Below are 18,826 nucleotides of genomic sequence, written 5' to 3'. Positions count from 1 at the left end.
ATGGCGCCGCCGCTGATCCAACTGAAAGACATCCGCCTCACCTTCGGCGGCACGCCGCTACTCACGAGCGTCGAGCTCAACGTCGCGCCGTCCGAGCGCGTCTGCCTGATCGGCCGCAATGGCTCGGGCAAATCGACGCTGCTCAAGATCGCGGCCGGTCTCGTCGAGCCAGACGGCGGTACGCGTTTTGTCCAGCCCGGCGCCACCATCCGCTATCTGCCGCAGGAGCCGGACTTCGGCACTCACGCGACGACGCTCGCCTATGTCGAGGCGGGGCTTGCGCCCGGCGACGACCAGCATCAGGCACGCTATCTGCTTGAGCAGCTCGGGCTTACGGGCGAGGAGAATCCGGCCAATCTCTCCGGCGGCGAGGCCCGCCGCGCGGCGCTGGCGCGGGTGCTGGCACCCTCGCCCGATATCCTGCTGCTGGACGAGCCGACCAACCATCTCGACCTAACCACCATCGAATGGCTGGAGCAGGAGCTCGACAGCCGACGCAGCGCGCTGGTCCTGATCAGCCATGACCGCCGCTTCCTCTCCAATCTCTCGCGTTCGACCGCCTGGCTCGATCGCGGCAGGATCAAGCAGATCGACCGCGGCTTTGCGTCGTTCGAGGCCTGGCGCGACGAGGTACTGGCCGAAGAAGAGCGCGACCAGCACAAGCTCGACCGCAAGATCGTCGACGAGGAGCATTGGCTGCGCCACGGCGTCTCGGGCCGGCGCAAGCGCAACGTCAAGCGGCTCGCCAATCTGCATGCGCTGCGCGCGCAGCGGCGCAACTATCGCGGCACGGCCGGCAGCGCCAACCTCGCCGCGGCGGAAGCGGAAGCCTCCGGCAAGTTGGTGATCGAGGCGAAGGGCGTCACCAAGGCCTATGGCGAGCGCAGGATCGTCGAGAATTTCTCCACCCGCATCCAGCGCGGCGACCGGCTCGGCATCATCGGGCCCAATGGCGCCGGCAAGACCACGCTGGTCAATCTTTTGACCGGCGGGACAGAGCCGGACTCCGGCACCCTGCGGCTGGGCGCCAATCTGGAAATGGCCACTCTCGACCAGCATCGCGAAAGCCTCGATCCAAAATCGACGCTGGCCGAGGCGCTCACCGGCGGCCGCGGCGATCATGTCATGGTCGGCGGCAAGGCGAAGCACGTCGTCGGCTACATGAAGGACTTTCTGTTCGCGCAGGAGCAGCGGGGCACGCCGCTGGAAGTGCTCTCGGGCGGCGAGCGCGGCCGCCTGATGCTGGCGCGCGCACTGGCAAAGCCGTCCAACCTATTGGTGCTGGACGAGCCGACCAACGATCTCGACCTCGAGACGCTCGACGTGCTCGAGGAGATGCTCGGCGATTACGAGGGCACGGTGATCCTGATCAGCCACGATCGCGACTTCCTCGACCGCGTCGTCACCTCGGTGATCGCGCCCGAGGGCAACGGCAAATGGATCGAATATGCCGGCGGCTACAGCGACATGCTGGCGCAGCGCGGCGCCGACCTGAAGCGCGAGACCGCGAAGGCGCAAGCCCCTGCGGAGAAAAAGGAAGAGCGCCCCGCCGCCCCGTCATCCGCGCCAAAACGGCGGCTGAGCTTCAACGAGAAGCATGCGCTGGAAACGCTTCCCAAGAAAATTGAGACCTTGCACACTGATATTGCAAAGCTCCAGCGCGTACTCGACGATCCCAATCTCTATGCCAAGGATCGCAAGAAATTCGACGATACATCTGCGGCCATCGCCAAGGCGCATGAAGAACTTTCCGTAGCGGAAAACCGCTGGCTCGAACTCGAAATGCTCCGTGAAGAAATCGAACAGGCTTGAACCGCAGAATCGTAGGATGGGTGGAGCGAAGCGAAACCCATCGCACAACGACACCTAGTACTGATGGGTTTCGCTGCGCTCTACCCATCCTACAGGGCCGAAACAGAGAGATGATATGACAACTCGCCTCGCCGCCAAGATCGCCCGTGAATATGGCACGCCCTGTGCCGTCATCGACATGGACAAGGTCGAGCGCAACATCGCGCGGATCCAGAAGGCCTGCGATGACGCGGGTGTCGCCAACCGGCCGCACATCAAGACGCACAAGAATCCGACGCTGGCAAAAATGCAGGTCGCGGCCGGCGCAAAGGGCATTACCTGCCAGAAGCTCGGCGAGGCCGAGATCATGGCCAATGCCGGCATCGACAACATCCTGATCAGCTACAATCTCCTGGGCGAAGAGAAGATGGCGCGCTTGGGGGCGCTGCAAGCCAAGGCCAACATGACGGTCGCGGCTGACAACTCCACCGTGGTCGCCGGCCTGCCCAAGGCGGCCGCAGCCTCAGGCCGGCCGCTATCGGTGGTGGTCGAATGCGACACCGGCCGCAAGCGCGCGGGCGTCGAGACGCCGGCCGAGGCGATTGCGCTAGCGCGCGAGATCGCCGCCTCCAAGGGACTGCAATTTGCCGGCTTCATGCTCTATCCGACCGAGACCGGCTGGGCCGACGCGCAAAAATTCTATGATGAGGCGCTGGCCGGCGTGCGCGCGCACGGGTTAGACGCCGCGATCGTGTCGACCGGCGGCACGCCGAACCTCGTCAATATCGGCAAGCTCAAGGGCGGCACCGAGCACCGCTTCGGCACCTATATCTACAACGACCGCATGCAGGTCGCCGCCGGCGTCGCCACCTGGGACGACTGCGCGCTGCATATCTACTCCACCGTCGTCAGCCGGGCCGCGCCCGAGCGCGGCATTCTCGACGCCGGCTCGAAGACGCTGACCACGGATACCGGCGGGCTCGACGGCCATGGCCTGATCCTCGAGCATCCGGAGGCAAAAATCGCGCGCTTCGCCGAGGAGCACGGCTTCCTCGATCTCTCCCGCAGCAACACGCGGCCGAACGTCGGCGACGTCGTGCGCATCGTGCCGAACCACGTCTGCGTCGTCGTCAACATGATGGACGAAGTCGTGATGGTGCGCGGCGATGAGATCATCGGCACGCTGCCGGTGGCCGCGCGAGGGAAGCTGCGGTAAGGCACCACGGAGCGCCCGCACATCCTTCGAGGCTCGGCTTCCGGTGCTTTCGCACCGGAAACCTCGCACCTCAGGATGACGCTCTCTCTTGAGTCATCCTCGGATCACGCTCTCCGATAGCCGTCACCCTGAGTGCCGGAGCGCAGCGGAGGCCTCGAAGGGCGGCGGCGTTCTAAGAACGCTTAAGCCACTCCAGCACACCCTTCCCCGCGGCCGCTCCAGTCGCAAAAGACGCCTGCAACAGATAGCCCCCCGTCGGCGCTTCCCAGTCCAGCATCTCGCCGGCGGCGAAGACGCCCGGCAACTTGCGGATCATGAAATCGGCGTCGACTTCGTCGAACGGGATGCCCCCGGCGCTGGAGATCGCGCCGCGATTGGGGCCACGCCGACGAGCCTGACCGGCACGGCGTTGATCAGTTCGACCAGTCGCTCGGGCGCCAGCGATGAGAGCGACAGGCCCTCCTTGATCACGGCCTCTTGCAACAGGCCAACGGCGACTGGTGAGAGCTGAGCAGCTTTGCGGAGGAAGTTGGAGACCGACTGCTTGCCGCGCGGCGCGGAGAGCCGCTTGGCGAGCTCGCCTCGATCGAGATCGGGACGCAGCGCAATCTGCAACGTCGCTTCGCCCTTGGCCGCAACCGCCTCGCGCAATTCGGCCGACAACGCATAGATCGCGCCGCCTTCGATGCCGGTCCGGGTGATGACCGCCTCGCCGCGCACCGGGTGTCCGCCGAAGACGAGGGCGATACCTTTCAGCGGCTGGCCTTCGAAGCGCGTCCGGAACACTTCAGACCATGCAACGGTGAAGCCGCAATTCGCAGGCCGTAGCGGCGAGATCGCCACGCCCTTCCCGGCCAGCACTTGCGTCCAACCGCCGTCAGAGCCCAGCCCCGGCCAGCTCGCGCCGCCAAGCGCGAGCACGGTGGCATTGGCGCCGATGGCGGAAGGGCCTTTGGGCGTCAGAAACAACAGTCGTCCCTCGTCGTCCCACCCGGTCCAGCGGTGACGGAACGCAAACGTGACGCCGCCGGCGTCGAGCCGGCGCAGCCAGGCCCGCAGCAAGGGCGAGGCCTTGAACGCCTTGGGAAACACGCGCCCGCTGGTGCCGACGAAGGTCGGCTCGCCCAGCGCCTCGCACCATTCACGCAGTGCGCTTGGCGGAAACGCGTCGATTGCGGCTTCCAGCCTGGGCGCCGCCTCGCGGTAGCGTGCAAGGAATTGCGGGAGCGGCTCGCTATGCGTGAGGTTGAGCCCACCACGGCCGGCCATCAGGAATTTGCGCCCCGCAGACGGCATGGCGTCATAGACGGTGACAGCAGCGCCGCCCGCTGCCAACACCTCCGCCGCCATCAGCCCGGCGGGACCGGCGCCGATGACGGCGACGCCTGTCAGAGTTTTACTCCGGCGCGGGCGGCGGCTTGCGCGACATATTTCTGCGTCTGCTCGAATGCGCCTTGCAGCGCCTTGGCCTTCGACATGTCGCTGATCTCGTCAAAATGCGCGGCGATCGCATCGGGCGTCCAGTCGGACTCGGCCAGGTTGATGCCCTCGCTCTCGATGATCCTGATCACCGCAAACGAGCCGGCGCCGGCGCCCATGATGGTGCGGGTCGGGGCGTCCTCGCTGAGCATGTACTCGACCGCCGGCGTGATCGCCTCAGGCTTCATGAGTTGCAGCGCCTGCGGCGGCAACAGCTCCTCCGTCATGCGGGTCGCGGCCGTCGGCGAGATGATGTTGACGCGAATGTCGGTCTTGCGGCCCTCTTCGGCGAGCACGTTCATCAGGCCGACCATGCCGGACTTCGCCGCGCCGTAATTGGCCTGGCCGAAATTGCCGTAGAGGCCGGACGACGACGTCGTCAGCACGATGCGGCCGTAGTTGCGGTCACGCATGCCGGCCCACACCGCCTTGCAGCAGTAGAACGTGCCGACCAGGTGCACGTCGAGCACCTTCTGGAAGTCGGCCGCTTCCATCTTGCCGAACGACTTGTCGCGCAGGATACCGGCATTGGCGCAGAGCAGATCGACGCTGCCCCACTCCTTGGTGGCGCGCTCGACCATCGCAGTGACCTGCTCGAAATTGGAGACATCGGCGCCATCGGCCATCGCGGTACCGCCCGCCTTGCGGATCTCCTCGACAACGGCATCCGCTGGCGACAACGACGCTCCGGTGCCGTCGCGCGCGCCGCCGAAATCGTTGACCACGACCTTGGCGCCACGGCTCGCCAGCCCCAAAGCCTGCGCCCGCCCCAAACCATTGCCCGCGCCGGTGACGATGGCGACGCGTCCGTCAAACCTGATTGCCATGCGAATATTTCCCTGTTCTTCCTCCCTTCTCCCCTTGTGGGAGAAGGTGGCATAGGCGGCCTACGGCCGCCGTCCTTAAAAGTGACGCCGACGCGTAGCGTCGGCTACGGCGCCGGATGAGGGGTATGTCTCCGCGAGCTCAAATGAGAGTTTTTACGCGGAGACATACCCCTCACCCGGATTCGCGTTCCGCGAAGCCACCCTCTCCCACAAGGGGAGAGGGTGCACCGAGCACAAAATTGACAGCTTTTGAGCAGCGATAAGTGGCCGGGTCAAGTCCGGCCATGACGGGCAGCGTCAGGCGAAGTAGATCAACCCGAGCCACTCAGCGACGAGCGCCGGCTTGTCCTCGCCTTCGATCTCCACCGTCACATTGGTGCGGGACTGCAATTCCGTGGGCTTGCGGAGCTTCGCCTCGGCGAGCACGAAACGGCCGCGAACGCGCTTGCCCGAACGCACCGGCGAGATGAAGCGCAGCTTGTCGAAACCGTAGTTGACGCCCATCGTGGTGCCGGCGATCACCGGCATCACCTCATAGGACATGATCGACAGCAGCGACATGGTCAGGAAGCCATGCGCGATCGTGGTACCGAACGCGGTCTCCTTCCTGGCTCTTTCAGGGTCGACATGGATGAACTGGTGGTCCTCGATGACGTCGGCATAAGTGTCGATGCGCGGCTGGTCGATCAAGTGCCACGACGACACGCCGACCTCCTTGCCAACCAGGGCCTGATAGGCCTCCAGCGTAATCGGCGGCTTCTTCCAGACTTCGTTCACTTAGCAGGCTGTTGAAGAAGTCTCTGGCGAAGCGTTTTGGATCGTGATTCCCTAGGATCAGGATTTTGCTGGGGTGGCACGATGCGGGGAAGTGACGAACGGTCTGGCTCGCTGTTCAGTTATGTTGACCTGGAGGCTCGGGTTCGCGTCGACCACCCGCTGCGGGCGATCAGGGATCTGGCAAATGCGGCGCTGGGCGATCTTTCTGGGGAGTTTGGCAAGCTCTACACGGACTTCGGTCGGCCCTCGATCGCACCGGAGAAACTGCTTCGGGCGATGCTCCTACAGGCGTTCTATGGGGTTCGCTCGGAAAGGCATCTGATGGAACGGATGGAGTTCGATCTTCTGTTCCGCTGGTTCGTCGGGCTTGGGGTGGACGATGCGGTTTGGGACCATTCAACCTTCTCGAAGAACCGCGACCGGCTGCTTGAAGGTGAGATTGCGGCCAAGTTCTTGAACGCGCTTTTGGCGCAGCCGAAGGTGAAGCGTCTTTTGTCGAGCGATCACTTCTCGGTGGACGGCACGCTCATTGAAGCCTGGGCTTCGATCAAGAGCTTCCGGAGGAAGGATGGCAGCGACAAAGATCAGGACGGTCCGGGACGCAATGCCGAGCGCAGCTTCCACAAGGAGAAGCGATCCAACGAGACCCATGAGAGCACGACCGATCCTGAGGCCAGGCTCTATAAAAAGGGCGACGGCCAGCCGGCCAAACTCTGCTATATGGGCCATGCGCTGATGGAGAACCGCAATGGTTTGGCGGTTTTAGGTGGAGTGAGCCAAGCTACTGGCACCGCCGAACGAGAGATTGCGCTTGCCATGATCGACAGGCGCGGGTGTGCGAAGCGGGTCACTCTGGGGGCGGACAAAGCCTACGACGTCACGCAGTTCGTGCATGACCTGAGAGATAGATCGGTTACTCCGCATATCGCGATCAATGGACATCTGAGTAAGACCGGCAAGCGGCGCAAGACGGCGGTCGACGCGCGTACCACGCGTCACGACGGCTATGACATCAGCCAACGCTGCCGCAAACGCATCGAAGAAGTCTTCGGCTGGATCAAGAGTTCCGCTGGCCTGGCCAAGGTCAAGCTGCGAGGCCGCGACCGGGTGGATGCCGTCTTCGTCCTGGCGCTTGCGGCCTATAATCTGATCCGGCTGCCCAAGCTTCTGGCGGCACCGGCATGAGCATCCGAGGTAGATGGCGGGTCGTCGAGACACCAGGCTACGACATGGCCGTGGCGGGCGCCTACATCCTGTTCGATGACGACGGCGGCGAGTTCGCCTTCGATTGCCTCACGGGCTGCATTCATGGAGCCTGTGACGGCGATGCCGTCCAGTTCGGCTGGCAGGGAAACGACGAAATGGAGCCAGCCAACGGTGATGGCTAGGCCGAACTGCGGGATGACGGCTCACTCGAAGGTGAAATCTGCCTCCTTAATGGCGACGACATCCCATTTATCGCGCGTCGCTCGAAGACTTCTTCAACAGCCTGTTAGGTCTCACTCCGTGTCTTCGGCAGCTCAGGAAAATCCTCTTCCCGGAATTCCCGGCCGCGCAGGGGATCGTCGCGATCGTCGTCGCGCTCGAGCCTGCGTAGCTGCACGCGGCGGATTTTTCCAGAGATCGTCTTCGGCAGCTCGGTGACGATCTCGATGCGGCGGATGCGCTTGAACGGCGCAAGGCGCGTGTGCAGATGCCTGAAGATCGATAGCGCCGTTTCCGGCGAACGCTCGGCGCCTGAGGTCAGCAGCACGAACGCCTTGGGAATCGCGAGCCGGATCGGATCCGGGCTCGGCACCACGGCGGCTTCCGCAACCAGCTCATGCTCGAGCAAGACGCTCTCGAGCTCGAACGGGCTGATGCGGTAGTCGGAGGATTTGAAGACGTCGTCGGAGCGGCCGACGAAGGTGAGATAGCCCTCCTCGTCCTCGAATACGACGTCGCCGCTGCGATAGAGCTCGCCTTCGGCGCCGGACAATTGGCCGTCGTCGCCCTGATAGCCCTGCATCAGGCCGGCCGGACGGCTGTCGCCGAGGACGAGCGTCACCTCGCCTTCCTTCGCTGGATTGCCGTCGGCATCGCTGATCTGCACGCGAAAGCCCGGCAGCGGCCGTCCCATCGAGCCGACCTTGACCTTTTGCCCCGGCGAGTTGCCGGCAAGCGCCGTGGTCTCGGTCTGGCCGTAGCCGTCGCGAATGGTGAGGCCCCAGGCCGCCTGCACCTGGTCGATGACCTCGGGATTGAGCGGCTCGCCGGCGCCGCAGGCCTCGCGCAGCGACACCTTGAACGCGGCGAGGTTCTCCTGGATGAACAGCCGCCACACCGTCGGCGGCGCGCACAGCGTGGTGACGCCGCAGCGGCCGATGGTGGCGAGCAGTCCCTTGGCGTCGAAGCGCGGCTGGTTGACCACGAAGACGGTGGCGCCGGCATTCCACGGCGCGAAGAAGCAGCTCCAGGCATGCTTGGCCCAGCCGGGCGAAGAGATGTTGAGGTGAACGTCGCCGGGCTGCAGGCCCAGCCAATACATCGTGGAGAGATGACCGACCGGATAGCTGCGTTGGCTGTGCCGCACGAGCTTTGGCTTTGCCGTAGTGCCCGAGGTGAAATAGAGCAGCATCGGGTCGTCGGCGTTGGTCGGTCCGTCGGGCGCAAAACTCTCTGAAGCTTTTGCTGCGTCATCGTATCCGAGCCAACCCTCGGAGGTCGCACCGACCACGATGCGGACGATGTTCTCGGCACCGAGGCTAGCGAATTTGGCGACCTGGTCCTGGGCGGCAACCACTGCCCTCGCCTTGCCGCGGTCGAGGCGATCGCGCAGCTCATCCGCGGTGAGCAGCGTCGTCGCCGGAATCACGACGACTCCGAGCTTCATCGCCGCGAGCATGGTCTCCCAGAGCGGCACGACGTTGCCGAGCAGAAGCAGCAGATGATCGCCGCGCTTCAGGCCCTGCGTACGGAGGAAGTTGGCGACCTGGTTGGAACGGCGCGACAGCGCCGCGAAGGAAAGCTTGGTCTGCCGGTCCTGCGCGGCATCGACGATCCAGAGCGCGGGCCGATCCTTGCTTTCATCGTTCGCCGCCAGTTCGGCATCGAACCAGTCGAGCGCCCAGTTGAAGGGAACCGGATCGGGCCAGCGGAAACCTTTGACCGCAGCGTCGTAATCGGTACGGTGTTTTAGCAGAAACGCGCGCGCGTCCTTGAAGGTCGTCATCAAGTTTTCCCGGCCAGCTCCCTAACGTGCTTGATAATTCCGGAAAAATCCACCCCGCCTTGGCCGGCTGCGTCGAAAGACTGATAGATCTCCTGCGCATGCTTGCCGAGCGGGGTTGCGGCGCCGGCGGCCTTCGCGGCGTCCTGCGCCAGGGTCAGGTCTTTCACCATCAGCGCCGAGGCGAAACCCGGTTTGTAGTCGTTGTTGGCGGGCGAGGTCGGCACCGGTCCCGGCACCGGGCAATAGGTCGTCAGCGACCAGCACTGGCCCGACGAGGTCGAGGCGACATCGAACAGCGCCTGATGCGAGAGCCCGAGCTTCTCGCCGAGCGCAAAGGCTTCGCTCACCGCGATCATGGAAATGCCGAGGATCATGTTGTTGCAGATCTTTGCCGCCTGACCCGCGCCTGCGCCGCCGCAATGGACGATCCTCTTGCCCATCTTCTCCAGCACCGGCTTGGCCGCGGCAAAGGCATTCTCGTCGCCGCCGCACATGAAGGTGAGCGTCGCGCCCTTGGCGCCGCCGGTGCCGCCGGAGACCGGCGCATCCACGGAGAGCACGCCGTGCTGGCTAGCCAGCGCATGCGCCTGCCGCGCGCTTTCGACGTCGATGGTCGAGCTGTCGATGATCAGCGCGCCCTTGCTCATCGCCGGAACGACGTCGTTCCAGACGGCGAGCACGTGCTTGCCGGCCGGCAGCATGGTGACGACGACATCGGCGCCCCTCACGGCACCGGCCGCGCTCTCGGCGATGCTGGCGCCATCGGCCTTGGCCTGACCGCGCGAGGCCTCGACGAGGTCGAACGCGACCACCTTGTGGCCGGCCTTGACCAGGTTGGCCGCCATCGGGCCGCCCATGTTGCCGAGACCGATGAATGCGATCGTGGCCATCTTCGTTTCCTCCGTGAGCGCGTTTCGTTGCGTTAGCTAAATTTCAGCTCGTCGGCGCCAATCTCGGCGAAGTACGGCGCGACCATGTCAGGCGTGACATCCTCGATCCGCGGCGGCAACCAATTCGGATTGCGGTCCTTGTCGATCACGGCGGCACGCACGCCCTCGCGAAAGTCGTCGCTGCGGAAGACTTCGAGCGCGGCGCGATATTCGCGGACGAGGCACTGTTCCAGCAAGCGCGATTGCCGCGCCAACCGCAACAGCTTAAGCGTCACCACCATGCCGCGCGGCGATTTCTCGCCGAGTGTCTTGAGCGTCGATTGCGCGAACTCCGAGCCGTCCCGCTTGAGCGCAGCGACGATGTCTTCCATGCGGTCGAAGGCGAACAGCGCATCGATCGTCGCCTGCTTTGCGGCCACCGGCCCAGCGGTCTCAGCAGTCGCAAAGCCGTTGAGGAGCTTGCTGACCTCGACCGCGGTCGAGCCCGCGCGAACCTTCGTGAGCGCCTCGCGCAGCCCCGGCAGTTTCGCGGCAGGCACGACGGCATCGGCAAACTTCGCATAGATCGCATCCGGCCCGTTCATGGTCTGACCGGTCAAGCCGAAGAATGTGCCGATCTCGCCCGGCGCGTGCGACAACAGATAGGTGCCGCCGACATCGGGGAAAAAGCCGAGGCCAACCTCAGGCATCGCAAGCTTGGTGCGATCGGTGACGACGCGATGGCTTGCATGCGCGGAAAGGCCGACGCCGCCGCCCATCACGATGCCGTCCATGAAAGCGACGTATGGCTTCGGGAATTTCTTGATCCGGGCGTTGAGGATGTACTCCTCGCGCCACAGGATCTTGCCGAGATCGCCATCGACCTTCGAGCTCTCCCAGAGCGCGCGGATATCGCCGCCAGCGCACAGGCCGCGCTCGCCGGCCCCCTCCAGCAGGATCACGCTGACTGCGGAATCAGCCTCGAAGCGGTCGAGCGCCTTGTCGATGTCACGAAACATCTCCAGCGTCACCGCGTTGATCGCCTTGGGACGGTTGAGCCGGATCACGCCGGCCGCACCTTCGACGCGCGCGATCAGGTCGCCCTCTTCAACCACCACCGTCATCGCGCGCCCTCGATCAGCTTGCGCGCCACGATCAGCCGCATGATCTCGTTGGTGCCTTCGAGAATCTGGTGCACGCGCAAATCGCGCACGATCTTCTCGATGCCGTATTCGCTTAAGTACCCGTAGCCGCCGTGAAGCTGGAGCGCGTGGTTGGCGACCTCAAAGCCGACATCGGTGCCGAAACGCTTTGCCATGGCGCAGAGCATGGTGGCATCAGGGTCTTTCCGGTCGAGCGCAGCCGCAGCACGCCACAGGAACGTGCGTGCGGCCTCGAGCTCGATCGCCATGTCGGCGAGGCGGAATTGCAGCGCCTGGAATTCGTCGAGACGTTTTCCAAACGCTTTGCGCTCCTTCATGTAGCTGCGCGCCTTGTCGAGCGCGGCTTGCGCACCGCCGAGCGAGCACGCCGTGATATTGAGGCGCCCGCCGTCGAGACCGGCCATCGCGACCTTGAAGCCGATGCCCTCCTCGCCCAGCCGGTTTTCGACCGGCACGCGCGCATTCTCGAAGATCACGGCGCGCGTCGGCTGCGCGTTCCAGCCCATCTTGCGCTCATTGGCGCCGAACGACACGCCCGGCGTCTTGCCGTCGATGACCAGGGTCGAGATACCGCCGGGGCCGTCACCGCCGGTTCGCACCATCGCGACCAGCACATCGGTGCCGCCGGCGCCCGAGATGAACTGCTTCTGGCCGTTGAGCACATAGTGATCGCCATCGTGCACCGCGCGGGTTCGCAGCGCCGCCGCATCAGAGCCGGCGCCCGGCTCGGTCAGGCAGTAGCTCGCGATCAGCTCCATGGTGCAGAGTTTTGGCAGCCACATCTGGCGCTGTGTGTCACTGCCGAAGGCATCGATCATCCAGGACGCCATGTTGTGGATGGAGATGAAGGCCGAGGTGGTCGGACAGCCCGTTGCGAGCGCCTCGAAGATCAGCGCCGCGTCGAACCGCGTCATGGCGGAGCCGCCGACGTCGTCGCGGATGTAGATGCCGCCCATGCCGAGTTTTGCGGCCTCGCGCATCACATCTACGGGGAAATGCTTCTCCTCGTCCCAGCGCAGCGCGTGCGGCGCAATCTTCTCCGCCGCAAACGCCAACGCCATGTCGCGAACCGCGATCTGATCCTCGTTCAGAGCGAACTGCATGCTGGGCTGCTCATTTCTCTCGCCATTGCGAGGAGCGAAGCGACGAAGCAATCCATTCTTTCTTTTCGCGGCGATATGGATTGCTTCGCTGGGCTCGCAATGACGGGCTGTGCGACAACCTTACTTCATCAGCGGGATCGAGAACTCCGCACCTTCCTTGACACCGGACGGCCAGCGCGAGGTCACCGTCTTGGTCTTGGTGTAGAAGCGGATCGAGTCCGGGCCGTGCTGGTTGAGATCGCCGAAGCCGGACTTCTTCCAGCCGCCGAAGGTGTAATAGGCGATCGGCACCGGGATCGGCACGTTGATGCCGACCATGCCGACGTTCACCTTGGCCGCGAAGTCGCGCGCGGCGTCGCCGTCGCGGGTGAAGATCGCAACACCGTTGCCGTAGTCATGATCCGACGGCAGCGCCAGCGCCTCGTTGTAGTCGTGCGCGCGCACGACAGAGAGCACGGGGCCAAAGATCTCTTCCTTGTAGATCCGCATTTCCTTGGTGACGTTGTCGAACAGCGAACCGCCGAGATAGAAGCCCTTCTCGTAGCCCTGCATCTTGAAGCCGCGGCCGTCGACCGCAAGCGTCGCGCCTTCCTTGAGGCCGATGTCGATGTAGCTCTTCACCTTCTCGACCGCTTCGCGCGTCACCAGCGGGCCGTAGTCGGCGGACGGATCGATCGAGGTGCCGATCTTGAGCGACTCGACACGCGGGATCAGCTTTTCCATCAGGCGATCAGCGGTGGTCTTGCCGACGGGAACCGCGACCGAGACCGCCATGCAGCGCTCGCCGGCCGAGCCATAGCCCGCACCAATCAACGCATCGACCGTCTGGTCCATGTCGGCATCGGGCATCACGATGGCGTGGTTCTTGGCACCGCCAAAGCATTGGCAGCGCTTGCCGGTCTGCGCGGCGCGCTCGTAGATATATTGCGCGATCGGCGTCGAGCCGACGAAGCCGATCGCCTTGATATCGGGATCATCGAGGATCGCGTCGACCGCTTCCTTGTCGCCGTTGACGACGTTGAGGATGCCGGCCGGCAGGCCCGCCTCCATCATCAGTTCGGCAAGCCGCATCGGCACGCCGGGATCGCGCTCGGAGGGTTTCAGGATGAACGCGTTACCGCAGGCGATCGCGGGCGCGAACTTCCACATCGGGATCATCGCCGGGAAATTGAACGGCGTGATGCCGGCGACGACGCCGAGCGGCTGGCGCATGGAGTAGATGTCGATGCCGGGGCCGGCGCCTTCGGTGTATTCGCCCTTCATCAGGTGCGGAATGCCGCAGGCGAACTCGGCGACCTCGAGGCCACGCTGGATGTCGCCCTTGGCGTCCGGCACGGTCTTGCCGTGCTCGCGTGCGAGCAGCTCGGCGAGCTTGTCGTAGTCGCGCTGCACCAGCTCCAGGAACTTCATCATCACGCGGGCGCGGCGCTGAGGGTTGGTCGCGGCCCACTCCGGCTGCGCGGCGCGGGCGTTCTCGACGGCTGCACGGACTTCCGCTTTTGAGGCCAACGCCACCTTGGCCTGGACGTCACCGGTCATCGGCTCGAAAACGTCGGCGGTGCGGCCTGAGGTGCCCTTGACCTCCTTGCCACCGATGAAATGTCCGATTGCGCGCATGGAAATATCTCCTTGAGGCCGAGCCTGATCACTTTGACAAATCCTATTGACCTGCATTTTATAGGATTCAAGTCTGAGATAATGCACCATAGATGTGCGAAAATGCTGGATCAAGGCGCGATCGATTGGGACGACTTCCGCTTCGTGCTGGCCATCGTGCGGGGCGGCTCGGTGTCGGCTGCGGCAAAACAGCTCGGCGTCGACCATGCCACCGTCATCCGCCGCGTCGACCGGCTGGAGAAGCACCTCTCGGCCAAGCTGTTTGACCGGCGCAAGACCGGCTATCTCCTGACAGAGGCCGGTCAGCGCGTCGCGGACAGTGCGGAGGCGATGGAATCGACCATCGTCGCCAACCAGGAGCAGGTCGGCGGCTCGCTCGCGCGGCTGACCGGCACCGTGCGGATCGGCGCGCCCGACGGGTTCGGCACCGCCTTCCTGGCGCCGCGGCTCGCGCCGTTCGCGGACCGGTATCCCGATCTCGATCTGCAACTTGTGGCTACGGCGCGGCTGTTCAGCCTCTCCAAGCGCGAGGCCGACATCGCGATCAGCCTCACCATGCCGAAGGAAGGCCGCATCGTGGGCCGCAAGCTGCTCGACTACCGGCTCGGGCTCTACGCCGCCCCCGCCTATCTCGATCGCTTCCCAAAGATCACCTCGCGCGAGGCGCTGCCGCAGCATCGCTTCGTCGGCTATATCGAGGAGCTCCTGTTCACGCCCGAGCTCGACTATCTGCCGCAGGTGTCGCCGAAGATTTCCGCACGTTTCCGCAGCGCCAATCTGATCGCGCAGCTCAACGCCACCCTCGCCGGGTTTGGCATCGCGGTGCTGCCCCATTTCATGGCGGCGGACTATCCGCAGCTCAGGCCGGTCCTCCCTGCGGAGATCTCGATCACCCGCACCTTCTGGATGCTGATGCATGCCGACAGCAAGGATCTCGCGCGCATCCGCGCGGTGGCGGATTACATCTGCGAGATCGTGGAGCGCGAGCGGGCGCTGTTTGCGGGGCGGTGATGCGACGGATTTGTAGGGTGGGCAAAGCGAAGCGTGCCCACCACGTCTGTCACAATCGTGGAAGGATGGTGGGCACGGCGCACAGCGCCTTTGCCCACCCTACGGCATCCCGCCTAATTCTGCTTCGGCTTCCTGGCGGCCGGTTCACGACGCGCGCTGTCGAGTGCGGTGTCCCTGCCAGCCTTCAGCACCTCGTCGGACAGCTCGCTCGAGCCGGCAATGCGCGCCAGCAGCATGGTGCCGGCCATCGTCGCAAGCGTCGCGATCGCCTGCTTGCGCGCGGCCTTGCGCGGCACGCCGGTGACATGATCGGCCAGCGTCTCGATCATCTCGTCGAGCTTGCCGGCAAACGCCTTGCGCGTCTTCGGGCTTTCACGGGCGATCTCGGCGCCGAGCGCGGGGATCGAGCAGCCATGGCCGGGATCGTCGCGGTGCAGCGCGGAGAGATAGCTCTCGGCGATCAGCGCCAGCCGCTTCTCGGGGGCGACCTCGCCGGTCATCTTGCGCCAGTGATCCATCGAGCGGTCCATGGCGTGGGCAAAGGCCTCGATCACCAGCGCCTCGCGGGAATCGAAATGCGCGTAGAACCCGCCATGGGTCAGGCCCGCCTCCTTCATGAGGTCGGCGACGCCGATGCCGTGGGCGCCCTTCTCGCGCAGCCGCACGGACGCCTTCCTCACGATGCGGTCGTGAGTCTCCTGCTTGTGTTCCCTGGAATAGCGCATGCCGCTCTCATTGGATGTCGAAGGTCATCTAATAACACGGCGCATGCGAAAATGGAGCATTAATTCGCTGTCAGGTTGGCGCCCATCATGGAAAAGGTCGCGGTCGCGTGCACCGCAAGGTCGCCCTTGCCATTGCGGACGAAGCCTTCGGTGTAGCTGGTCTGGCGGCCGAGCTTGATCACCTTGCCTTCCGCCGAGATCAGTCCCGAACGAACCGAGAGCGGGCGCAGGAAGGTCAGCTTCAAATCGAGGGTGACCGAGCCCTGGCCGGCTTCCAGCCTGGTCGTGATCGCGCAACCCATGGCGGTATCGAGCAGCGCCGCGGCGGTCGCCCCGTGCAGAAGCCCGATGGTGTTTTCGAGATCCTCCCGCCCCTCCAGTTCCATCACGATCCGGCCCGGCTCGACCACGGCCATGGTAAAGCCGATCAGCTTCGCAAATGGCGGAGGCGGCAGGCGCCCATCGCGAATCCCCTGCATCGCCTCCATTCCAGAAAGCCCCAGAGCTGCTTTCGCGACAGCTCCGGGCACCTGCCAATCCACCATCCGCTCGCGGCGGCGTTCCGGCGAAAACAGGTCGGGGTGATCGAGTCCAGTCATGGGGCGCCTATTTAGATGATATACATCATACTATGTCGCGGACTTCGTTCTGGCAACAGCCCACCCGCCCGCTTGACAATCCCGCCATTTGGGTCCGGAAGTGAATCCGACGGCGCGCCTTCCGCGTACGTCCACGAAACGTTCGGGATTGCACGATGGAAATGCTCAATCATCACTGCGGCGTCACGCGCGATGCGCGCGGGGTCGTTCACGTCACGATCTGCAATGCCGGCTCGCTCAACATCTTGAGCTCGCCTGTCACCGACGCGATGCGCGAGGGGCTGCAGCGTCTCGCCGCCGACCGCAGCATCCGCGTGGTGGTGCTGCGCGGCCAGAGCGAGAAGAGCCTGATCGGCGGCGCCGACATCAAGGAGATGGCGAAGCTCGACCAGGCATCCGCCGAGGCGTTCATCTCCCGCCTGCGCGACCTCTGCGAAGCCGTGCGCAACTTCCCCACCCCGATGATTGCGCGGATGCCGGGCTGGTGCCTCGGCGGCGGACTCGAGGTCGCGGCCGCCTGCGATTTCCGGATTGCGACCCATGATGCGCATTTCGGCATGCCGGAGGTTCGCGTCGGCATCCCCTCGGTGATCCACGCGGCACTGTTGCCGCGCCTGATCGGCTGGAGCCGCGCGCGCTGGCTGGTGATGACGGCGGAAAATATCGACGCCCCGACGGCCCTGGCCTGGGGGCTCGTCGACAAGGTCGCGCCGGAGGGCGGATTCGACGAGGCGGTCGAGCACACCGTGAAGGCGCTGCTCGCCTGCGGCCCCGAAGCGCTGCGGTCGCAGAAGGCGCTGCTGCGGCAATGGGAGGAATTGCCGCTGACCGAGTCGGTCAATCTCAGCGTTAAGGTGTTCGGCGAGTCGTTCCTGACGGACGAGCCGACGCGCCTGATGCAGGAATTCGTCAACCGGAAGCGGTAGGCGCAGGCGGGGCATCCAGTACGCCGCGGCCTCTCCGTATCGCTGCACTGCCTCTGCAATACTGGATCACCCGCTTTCGCGGGTGAGGACAGTTCAGGTCGCGGCGCGACCACCCGACCACCCCCAAACAAATCTCATCCCACGCACGATAATTTGTCATGACGGGTGCAGTTGCATTTTTTGCGATGCATCATATGATGATCATAATCTCACAACATCCTGCCAGGGAGCCCGCCATGGCCGCCGATCCCGTCGTCATCGTCTCCGCCGCCCGCACGCCGCTTGGCCGTTTCATGGGCGAGCTGTCGCCGCGCACAAGCTCGGCTCGCACGTGATCTCGGCGGCGCTGGAACGCGCCAAGCTGGCACCGGAGAAGGTCGACGAGGTCTTCATGGGCTGCGTGCTGCCCGCAGGGCAAGGCCAGGCGCCGGCCCGCCAGGCGGCGCGCGCAGCGGGCCTGCCCGACGCCACGGGCGCGACCACGATCAACAAGGTCTGCGGCTCCGGAATGAAGGCGACCATGCTGGCGCACGACATCATTCGCGCCGGCTCGGCCGACATCGTCGTCTCCGGCGGCATGGAGAGCATGAGCAATGCGCCCTATCTCCTGGCGAAGGCGCGCGGCGGCTACCGCGCCGGCCATGACCGCATCATCGATCACATGATGATGGACGGGCTGGAGGACGCCTATGAGACCGGCCGCTCGATGGGCGACTTCGGCGAGGCGACGGCAGAAGCCTATCAGTTCACGCGCAGGGATCAGGACGCCTTTGCGATGGAGACGCTGAGCCGCGCGCGCAAGGCGGTGGAGAGCGGTGCGTTCAAGGCCGAGATCGCACCGATCACGCTCAGCGAGAAGGCCGGTCCTCGCGTCATTGCCAATGACGAGCATCCGCTGAAGGTCGATCCGGCCAAGATCCCCGGACTGAAGCCGGCGTTCCGCGCCAACGGCACCATCACGCCGGCGGCCTCGTCCGCCAATGCCGACGGCGCGGCGGCGCTCGTGCTGACAAGGCGCGCGCTCGCCGATCGCAACGGCCTGCCGGTGCTGGCCGAGATCAAGGGCCACGCCACCCATAGCCAGGAGCCGCAATGGTTCACCACCGCGCCGATCCCGGCGATCCGCAAGCTGCTGGACAAGGTTGGCTGGGGTGTCGATGACGTCGACCTGTTCGAGATCAACGAGGCCTTTGCCGTGGTGGCGATGGCCGCGCAACGCGACCTCGGCATCGCAAGAGAGAAACTCAACGTCAACGGCGGCGCCTGCGCGCTCGGTCATCCCATCGGCGCCACCGGCGCGCGGCTGATCGTGACGCTGTTGCATGCGCTCGAGGCGCAGAACCTCAAGCGCGGCGTCGCGGCGCTCTGCATCGGCGGCGGCGAAGCCACCGCGATCGCGATCGAGCGTCTCACGCATTAGGGCAAATGTCCGAAATTGAGGGAAGTCTGGCATTTTAGACGCGCGCGACTCGTGCCAAAATGCCAGCCTCGAACAGGTCACGCTGAATCCTC

14 protein-coding genes and 4 pseudogenes are annotated in these 18,826 nt (G+C 64.8%); 7 read left to right on the top strand and 11 right to left on the bottom strand.

Translation table 11 applies throughout. From position 1 onward, the window contains the following. Entirely contained in the window at nt 1-1,812 is a 1,812-nt protein-coding gene (locus tag NLM33_RS03270) for an ABC-F family ATP-binding cassette domain-containing protein (protein WP_254094641.1), read from the top strand. Between the two features lie 115 nt (nt 1,813-1,927). Then, nucleotides 1,928-3,007, top strand: a complete 1,080-nt coding sequence (locus NLM33_RS03265; protein WP_254094639.1) for a D-TA family PLP-dependent enzyme — start codon at nt 1,928-1,930, stop codon at nt 3,005-3,007. A 172-nt stretch (nt 3,008-3,179) separates the two neighbouring features. On the opposite strand, the pseudogene NLM33_RS49545 reads toward NLM33_RS03265, so the two are convergent. The 4 genes and pseudogenes from NLM33_RS49545 to NLM33_RS03250 form a co-directional block, all read right to left on the bottom strand. Then, nucleotides 3,180-3,467, bottom strand: a pseudogene (locus NLM33_RS49545) (NAD(P)/FAD-dependent oxidoreductase); the annotation flags it as partial. Further along, nucleotides 3,419-4,357 (bottom strand): annotated as a pseudogene (locus NLM33_RS03260) (TIGR03862 family flavoprotein); the annotation flags it as partial. The pseudogenes NLM33_RS03260 and NLM33_RS49545, both read right to left, overlap by 49 nt. A gap of 38 nt (nt 4,358-4,395) precedes the next feature. Then, nucleotides 4,396-5,313 (bottom strand): SDR family NAD(P)-dependent oxidoreductase, encoded by a 918-nt coding sequence (locus NLM33_RS03255; RefSeq protein ID WP_254094637.1) that lies wholly within the window; start codon nt 5,311-5,313, stop codon nt 4,396-4,398. Between the two features lie 297 nt (nt 5,314-5,610). Then, entirely contained in the window at nt 5,611-6,090 is a 480-nt protein-coding gene (locus NLM33_RS03250; protein WP_254094635.1) for a MaoC family dehydratase, read from the bottom strand. Between the two features lie 81 nt (nt 6,091-6,171). Here NLM33_RS03250 and NLM33_RS03245 point away from each other — a divergent pair, with 81 nt between their 5' ends. Together NLM33_RS03245 and NLM33_RS03240 are read left to right on the top strand one after the other, a co-directional pair. Continuing rightward, on the top strand, nt 6,172-7,275 hold the full coding sequence (locus tag NLM33_RS03245) for an IS5 family transposase (RefSeq protein WP_254094633.1): 1,104 nt from the start codon (nt 6,172-6,174) through the stop codon (nt 7,273-7,275). After that, complete coding sequence (locus NLM33_RS03240; protein WP_254094631.1) at nt 7,272-7,478, top strand: hypothetical protein; 207 nt, start codon at nt 7,272-7,274, stop codon at nt 7,476-7,478. The genes NLM33_RS03245 and NLM33_RS03240 overlap by 4 nt, the downstream gene beginning before the upstream one ends. A gap of 104 nt (nt 7,479-7,582) precedes the next feature. On the opposite strand, the gene NLM33_RS03235 is transcribed toward NLM33_RS03240, so the two are convergent. From NLM33_RS03235 to NLM33_RS03215, 5 genes and pseudogenes are all read right to left on the bottom strand, one after another. Continuing rightward, nucleotides 7,583-9,301, bottom strand: coding sequence for an AMP-binding protein (locus NLM33_RS03235; protein ID WP_254094629.1), 1,719 nt, complete (start codon nt 9,299-9,301; stop codon nt 7,583-7,585). Then, a pseudogene (mmsB, locus tag NLM33_RS03230) lies at nt 9,301-10,206 on the bottom strand (3-hydroxyisobutyrate dehydrogenase); the annotation flags it as partial. The pseudogene mmsB and the gene NLM33_RS03235, both read right to left, overlap by 1 nt. A gap of 17 nt (nt 10,207-10,223) precedes the next feature. Continuing rightward, entirely contained in the window at nt 10,224-11,294 is a 1,071-nt protein-coding gene (locus tag NLM33_RS03225; protein ID WP_254094625.1) for an enoyl-CoA hydratase/isomerase family protein, read from the bottom strand. Next, a complete protein-coding gene (locus NLM33_RS03220; protein WP_254094623.1) occupies nt 11,291-12,436 on the bottom strand; it encodes an isobutyryl-CoA dehydrogenase in 1,146 nt (381 codons plus the stop codon). Before NLM33_RS03220 ends, NLM33_RS03225 begins: the two co-directional genes overlap by 4 nt. Nucleotides 12,437-12,556: 120 nt before the next feature. Next, nucleotides 12,557-14,053, bottom strand: coding sequence for a CoA-acylating methylmalonate-semialdehyde dehydrogenase (locus NLM33_RS03215; RefSeq protein ID WP_254094621.1), 1,497 nt, complete (start codon nt 14,051-14,053; stop codon nt 12,557-12,559). A gap of 102 nt (nt 14,054-14,155) precedes the next feature. Between NLM33_RS03215 and NLM33_RS03210 the strand changes: the two genes are divergently transcribed. Next, nucleotides 14,156-15,064 (top strand): LysR family transcriptional regulator, encoded by a 909-nt coding sequence (locus tag NLM33_RS03210; RefSeq protein ID WP_254094619.1) that lies wholly within the window; start codon nt 14,156-14,158, stop codon nt 15,062-15,064. 113 nt (nt 15,065-15,177) lie between these two features. Here the strand turns inward: NLM33_RS03210 and NLM33_RS03205 are convergent, their stop codons facing one another. Both NLM33_RS03205 and NLM33_RS03200 read right to left on the bottom strand, forming a co-directional pair. Further along, complete coding sequence (locus NLM33_RS03205) at nt 15,178-15,789, bottom strand: TetR/AcrR family transcriptional regulator (RefSeq protein ID WP_254094617.1); 612 nt, start codon at nt 15,787-15,789, stop codon at nt 15,178-15,180. A gap of 59 nt (nt 15,790-15,848) precedes the next feature. Next, nucleotides 15,849-16,388, bottom strand: coding sequence for a PaaI family thioesterase (locus tag NLM33_RS03200; RefSeq protein WP_254094615.1), 540 nt, complete (start codon nt 16,386-16,388; stop codon nt 15,849-15,851). A 155-nt stretch (nt 16,389-16,543) separates the two neighbouring features. On the opposite strand from NLM33_RS03200, the gene NLM33_RS03195 reads away from it, so the two are divergent. Then, complete coding sequence (locus tag NLM33_RS03195; RefSeq protein WP_254094613.1) at nt 16,544-17,314, top strand: enoyl-CoA hydratase; 771 nt, start codon at nt 16,544-16,546, stop codon at nt 17,312-17,314. A gap of 197 nt (nt 17,315-17,511) precedes the next feature. Beyond that, nucleotides 17,512-18,734, top strand: a pseudogene (locus tag NLM33_RS03190) (acetyl-CoA C-acyltransferase). Nucleotides 18,735-18,826 lie beyond the last annotated feature (92 nt).

This window comes from Bradyrhizobium sp. CCGUVB1N3 (assembly GCF_024199925.1).
GTDB lineage: Bacteria > Pseudomonadota > Alphaproteobacteria > Rhizobiales > Xanthobacteraceae > Bradyrhizobium.
This window is presented reverse-complemented; position numbering and strand designations above follow the sequence as displayed.

What these genes read in the sequence shown, in the direction of transcription:
- NLM33_RS03270 (WP_254094641.1), top strand. Translation starts at nt 1, where the DNA reads ATGGCGCCGCCGCTGATCCAACTGAAAGACATCCGCCTCACCTTCGGC.
- NLM33_RS03265 (WP_254094639.1), top strand. Translation starts at nt 1,928, where the DNA reads ATGACAACTCGCCTCGCCGCCAAGATCGCCCGTGAATATGGCACGCCC.
- NLM33_RS03255 (WP_254094637.1), bottom strand. Translation starts at nt 5,313, where the DNA reads ATGGCAATCAGGTTTGACGGACGCGTCGCCATCGTCACCGGCGCGGGC.
- NLM33_RS03245 (WP_254094633.1), top strand. Translation starts at nt 6,172, where the DNA reads ATGCGGGGAAGTGACGAACGGTCTGGCTCGCTGTTCAGTTATGTTGAC.
- NLM33_RS03240 (WP_254094631.1), top strand. Translation starts at nt 7,272, where the DNA reads ATGAGCATCCGAGGTAGATGGCGGGTCGTCGAGACACCAGGCTACGAC.
- NLM33_RS03235 (WP_254094629.1), bottom strand. Translation starts at nt 9,301, where the DNA reads ATGACGACCTTCAAGGACGCGCGCGCGTTTCTGCTAAAACACCGTACC.
- NLM33_RS03225 (WP_254094625.1), bottom strand. Translation starts at nt 11,294, where the DNA reads ATGACGGTGGTGGTTGAAGAGGGCGACCTGATCGCGCGCGTCGAAGGT.
- NLM33_RS03220 (WP_254094623.1), bottom strand. Translation starts at nt 12,436, where the DNA reads ATGCAGTTCGCTCTGAACGAGGATCAGATCGCGGTTCGCGACATGGCG.
- NLM33_RS03215 (WP_254094621.1), bottom strand. Translation starts at nt 14,053, where the DNA reads ATGCGCGCAATCGGACATTTCATCGGTGGCAAGGAGGTCAAGGGCACC.
- NLM33_RS03210 (WP_254094619.1), top strand. Translation starts at nt 14,156, where the DNA reads ATGCTGGATCAAGGCGCGATCGATTGGGACGACTTCCGCTTCGTGCTG.
- NLM33_RS03205 (WP_254094617.1), bottom strand. Translation starts at nt 15,789, where the DNA reads ATGCGCTATTCCAGGGAACACAAGCAGGAGACTCACGACCGCATCGTG.
- NLM33_RS03200 (WP_254094615.1), bottom strand. Translation starts at nt 16,388, where the DNA reads ATGACTGGACTCGATCACCCCGACCTGTTTTCGCCGGAACGCCGCCGC.
- NLM33_RS03195 (WP_254094613.1), top strand. Translation starts at nt 16,544, where the DNA reads ATGGAAATGCTCAATCATCACTGCGGCGTCACGCGCGATGCGCGCGGG.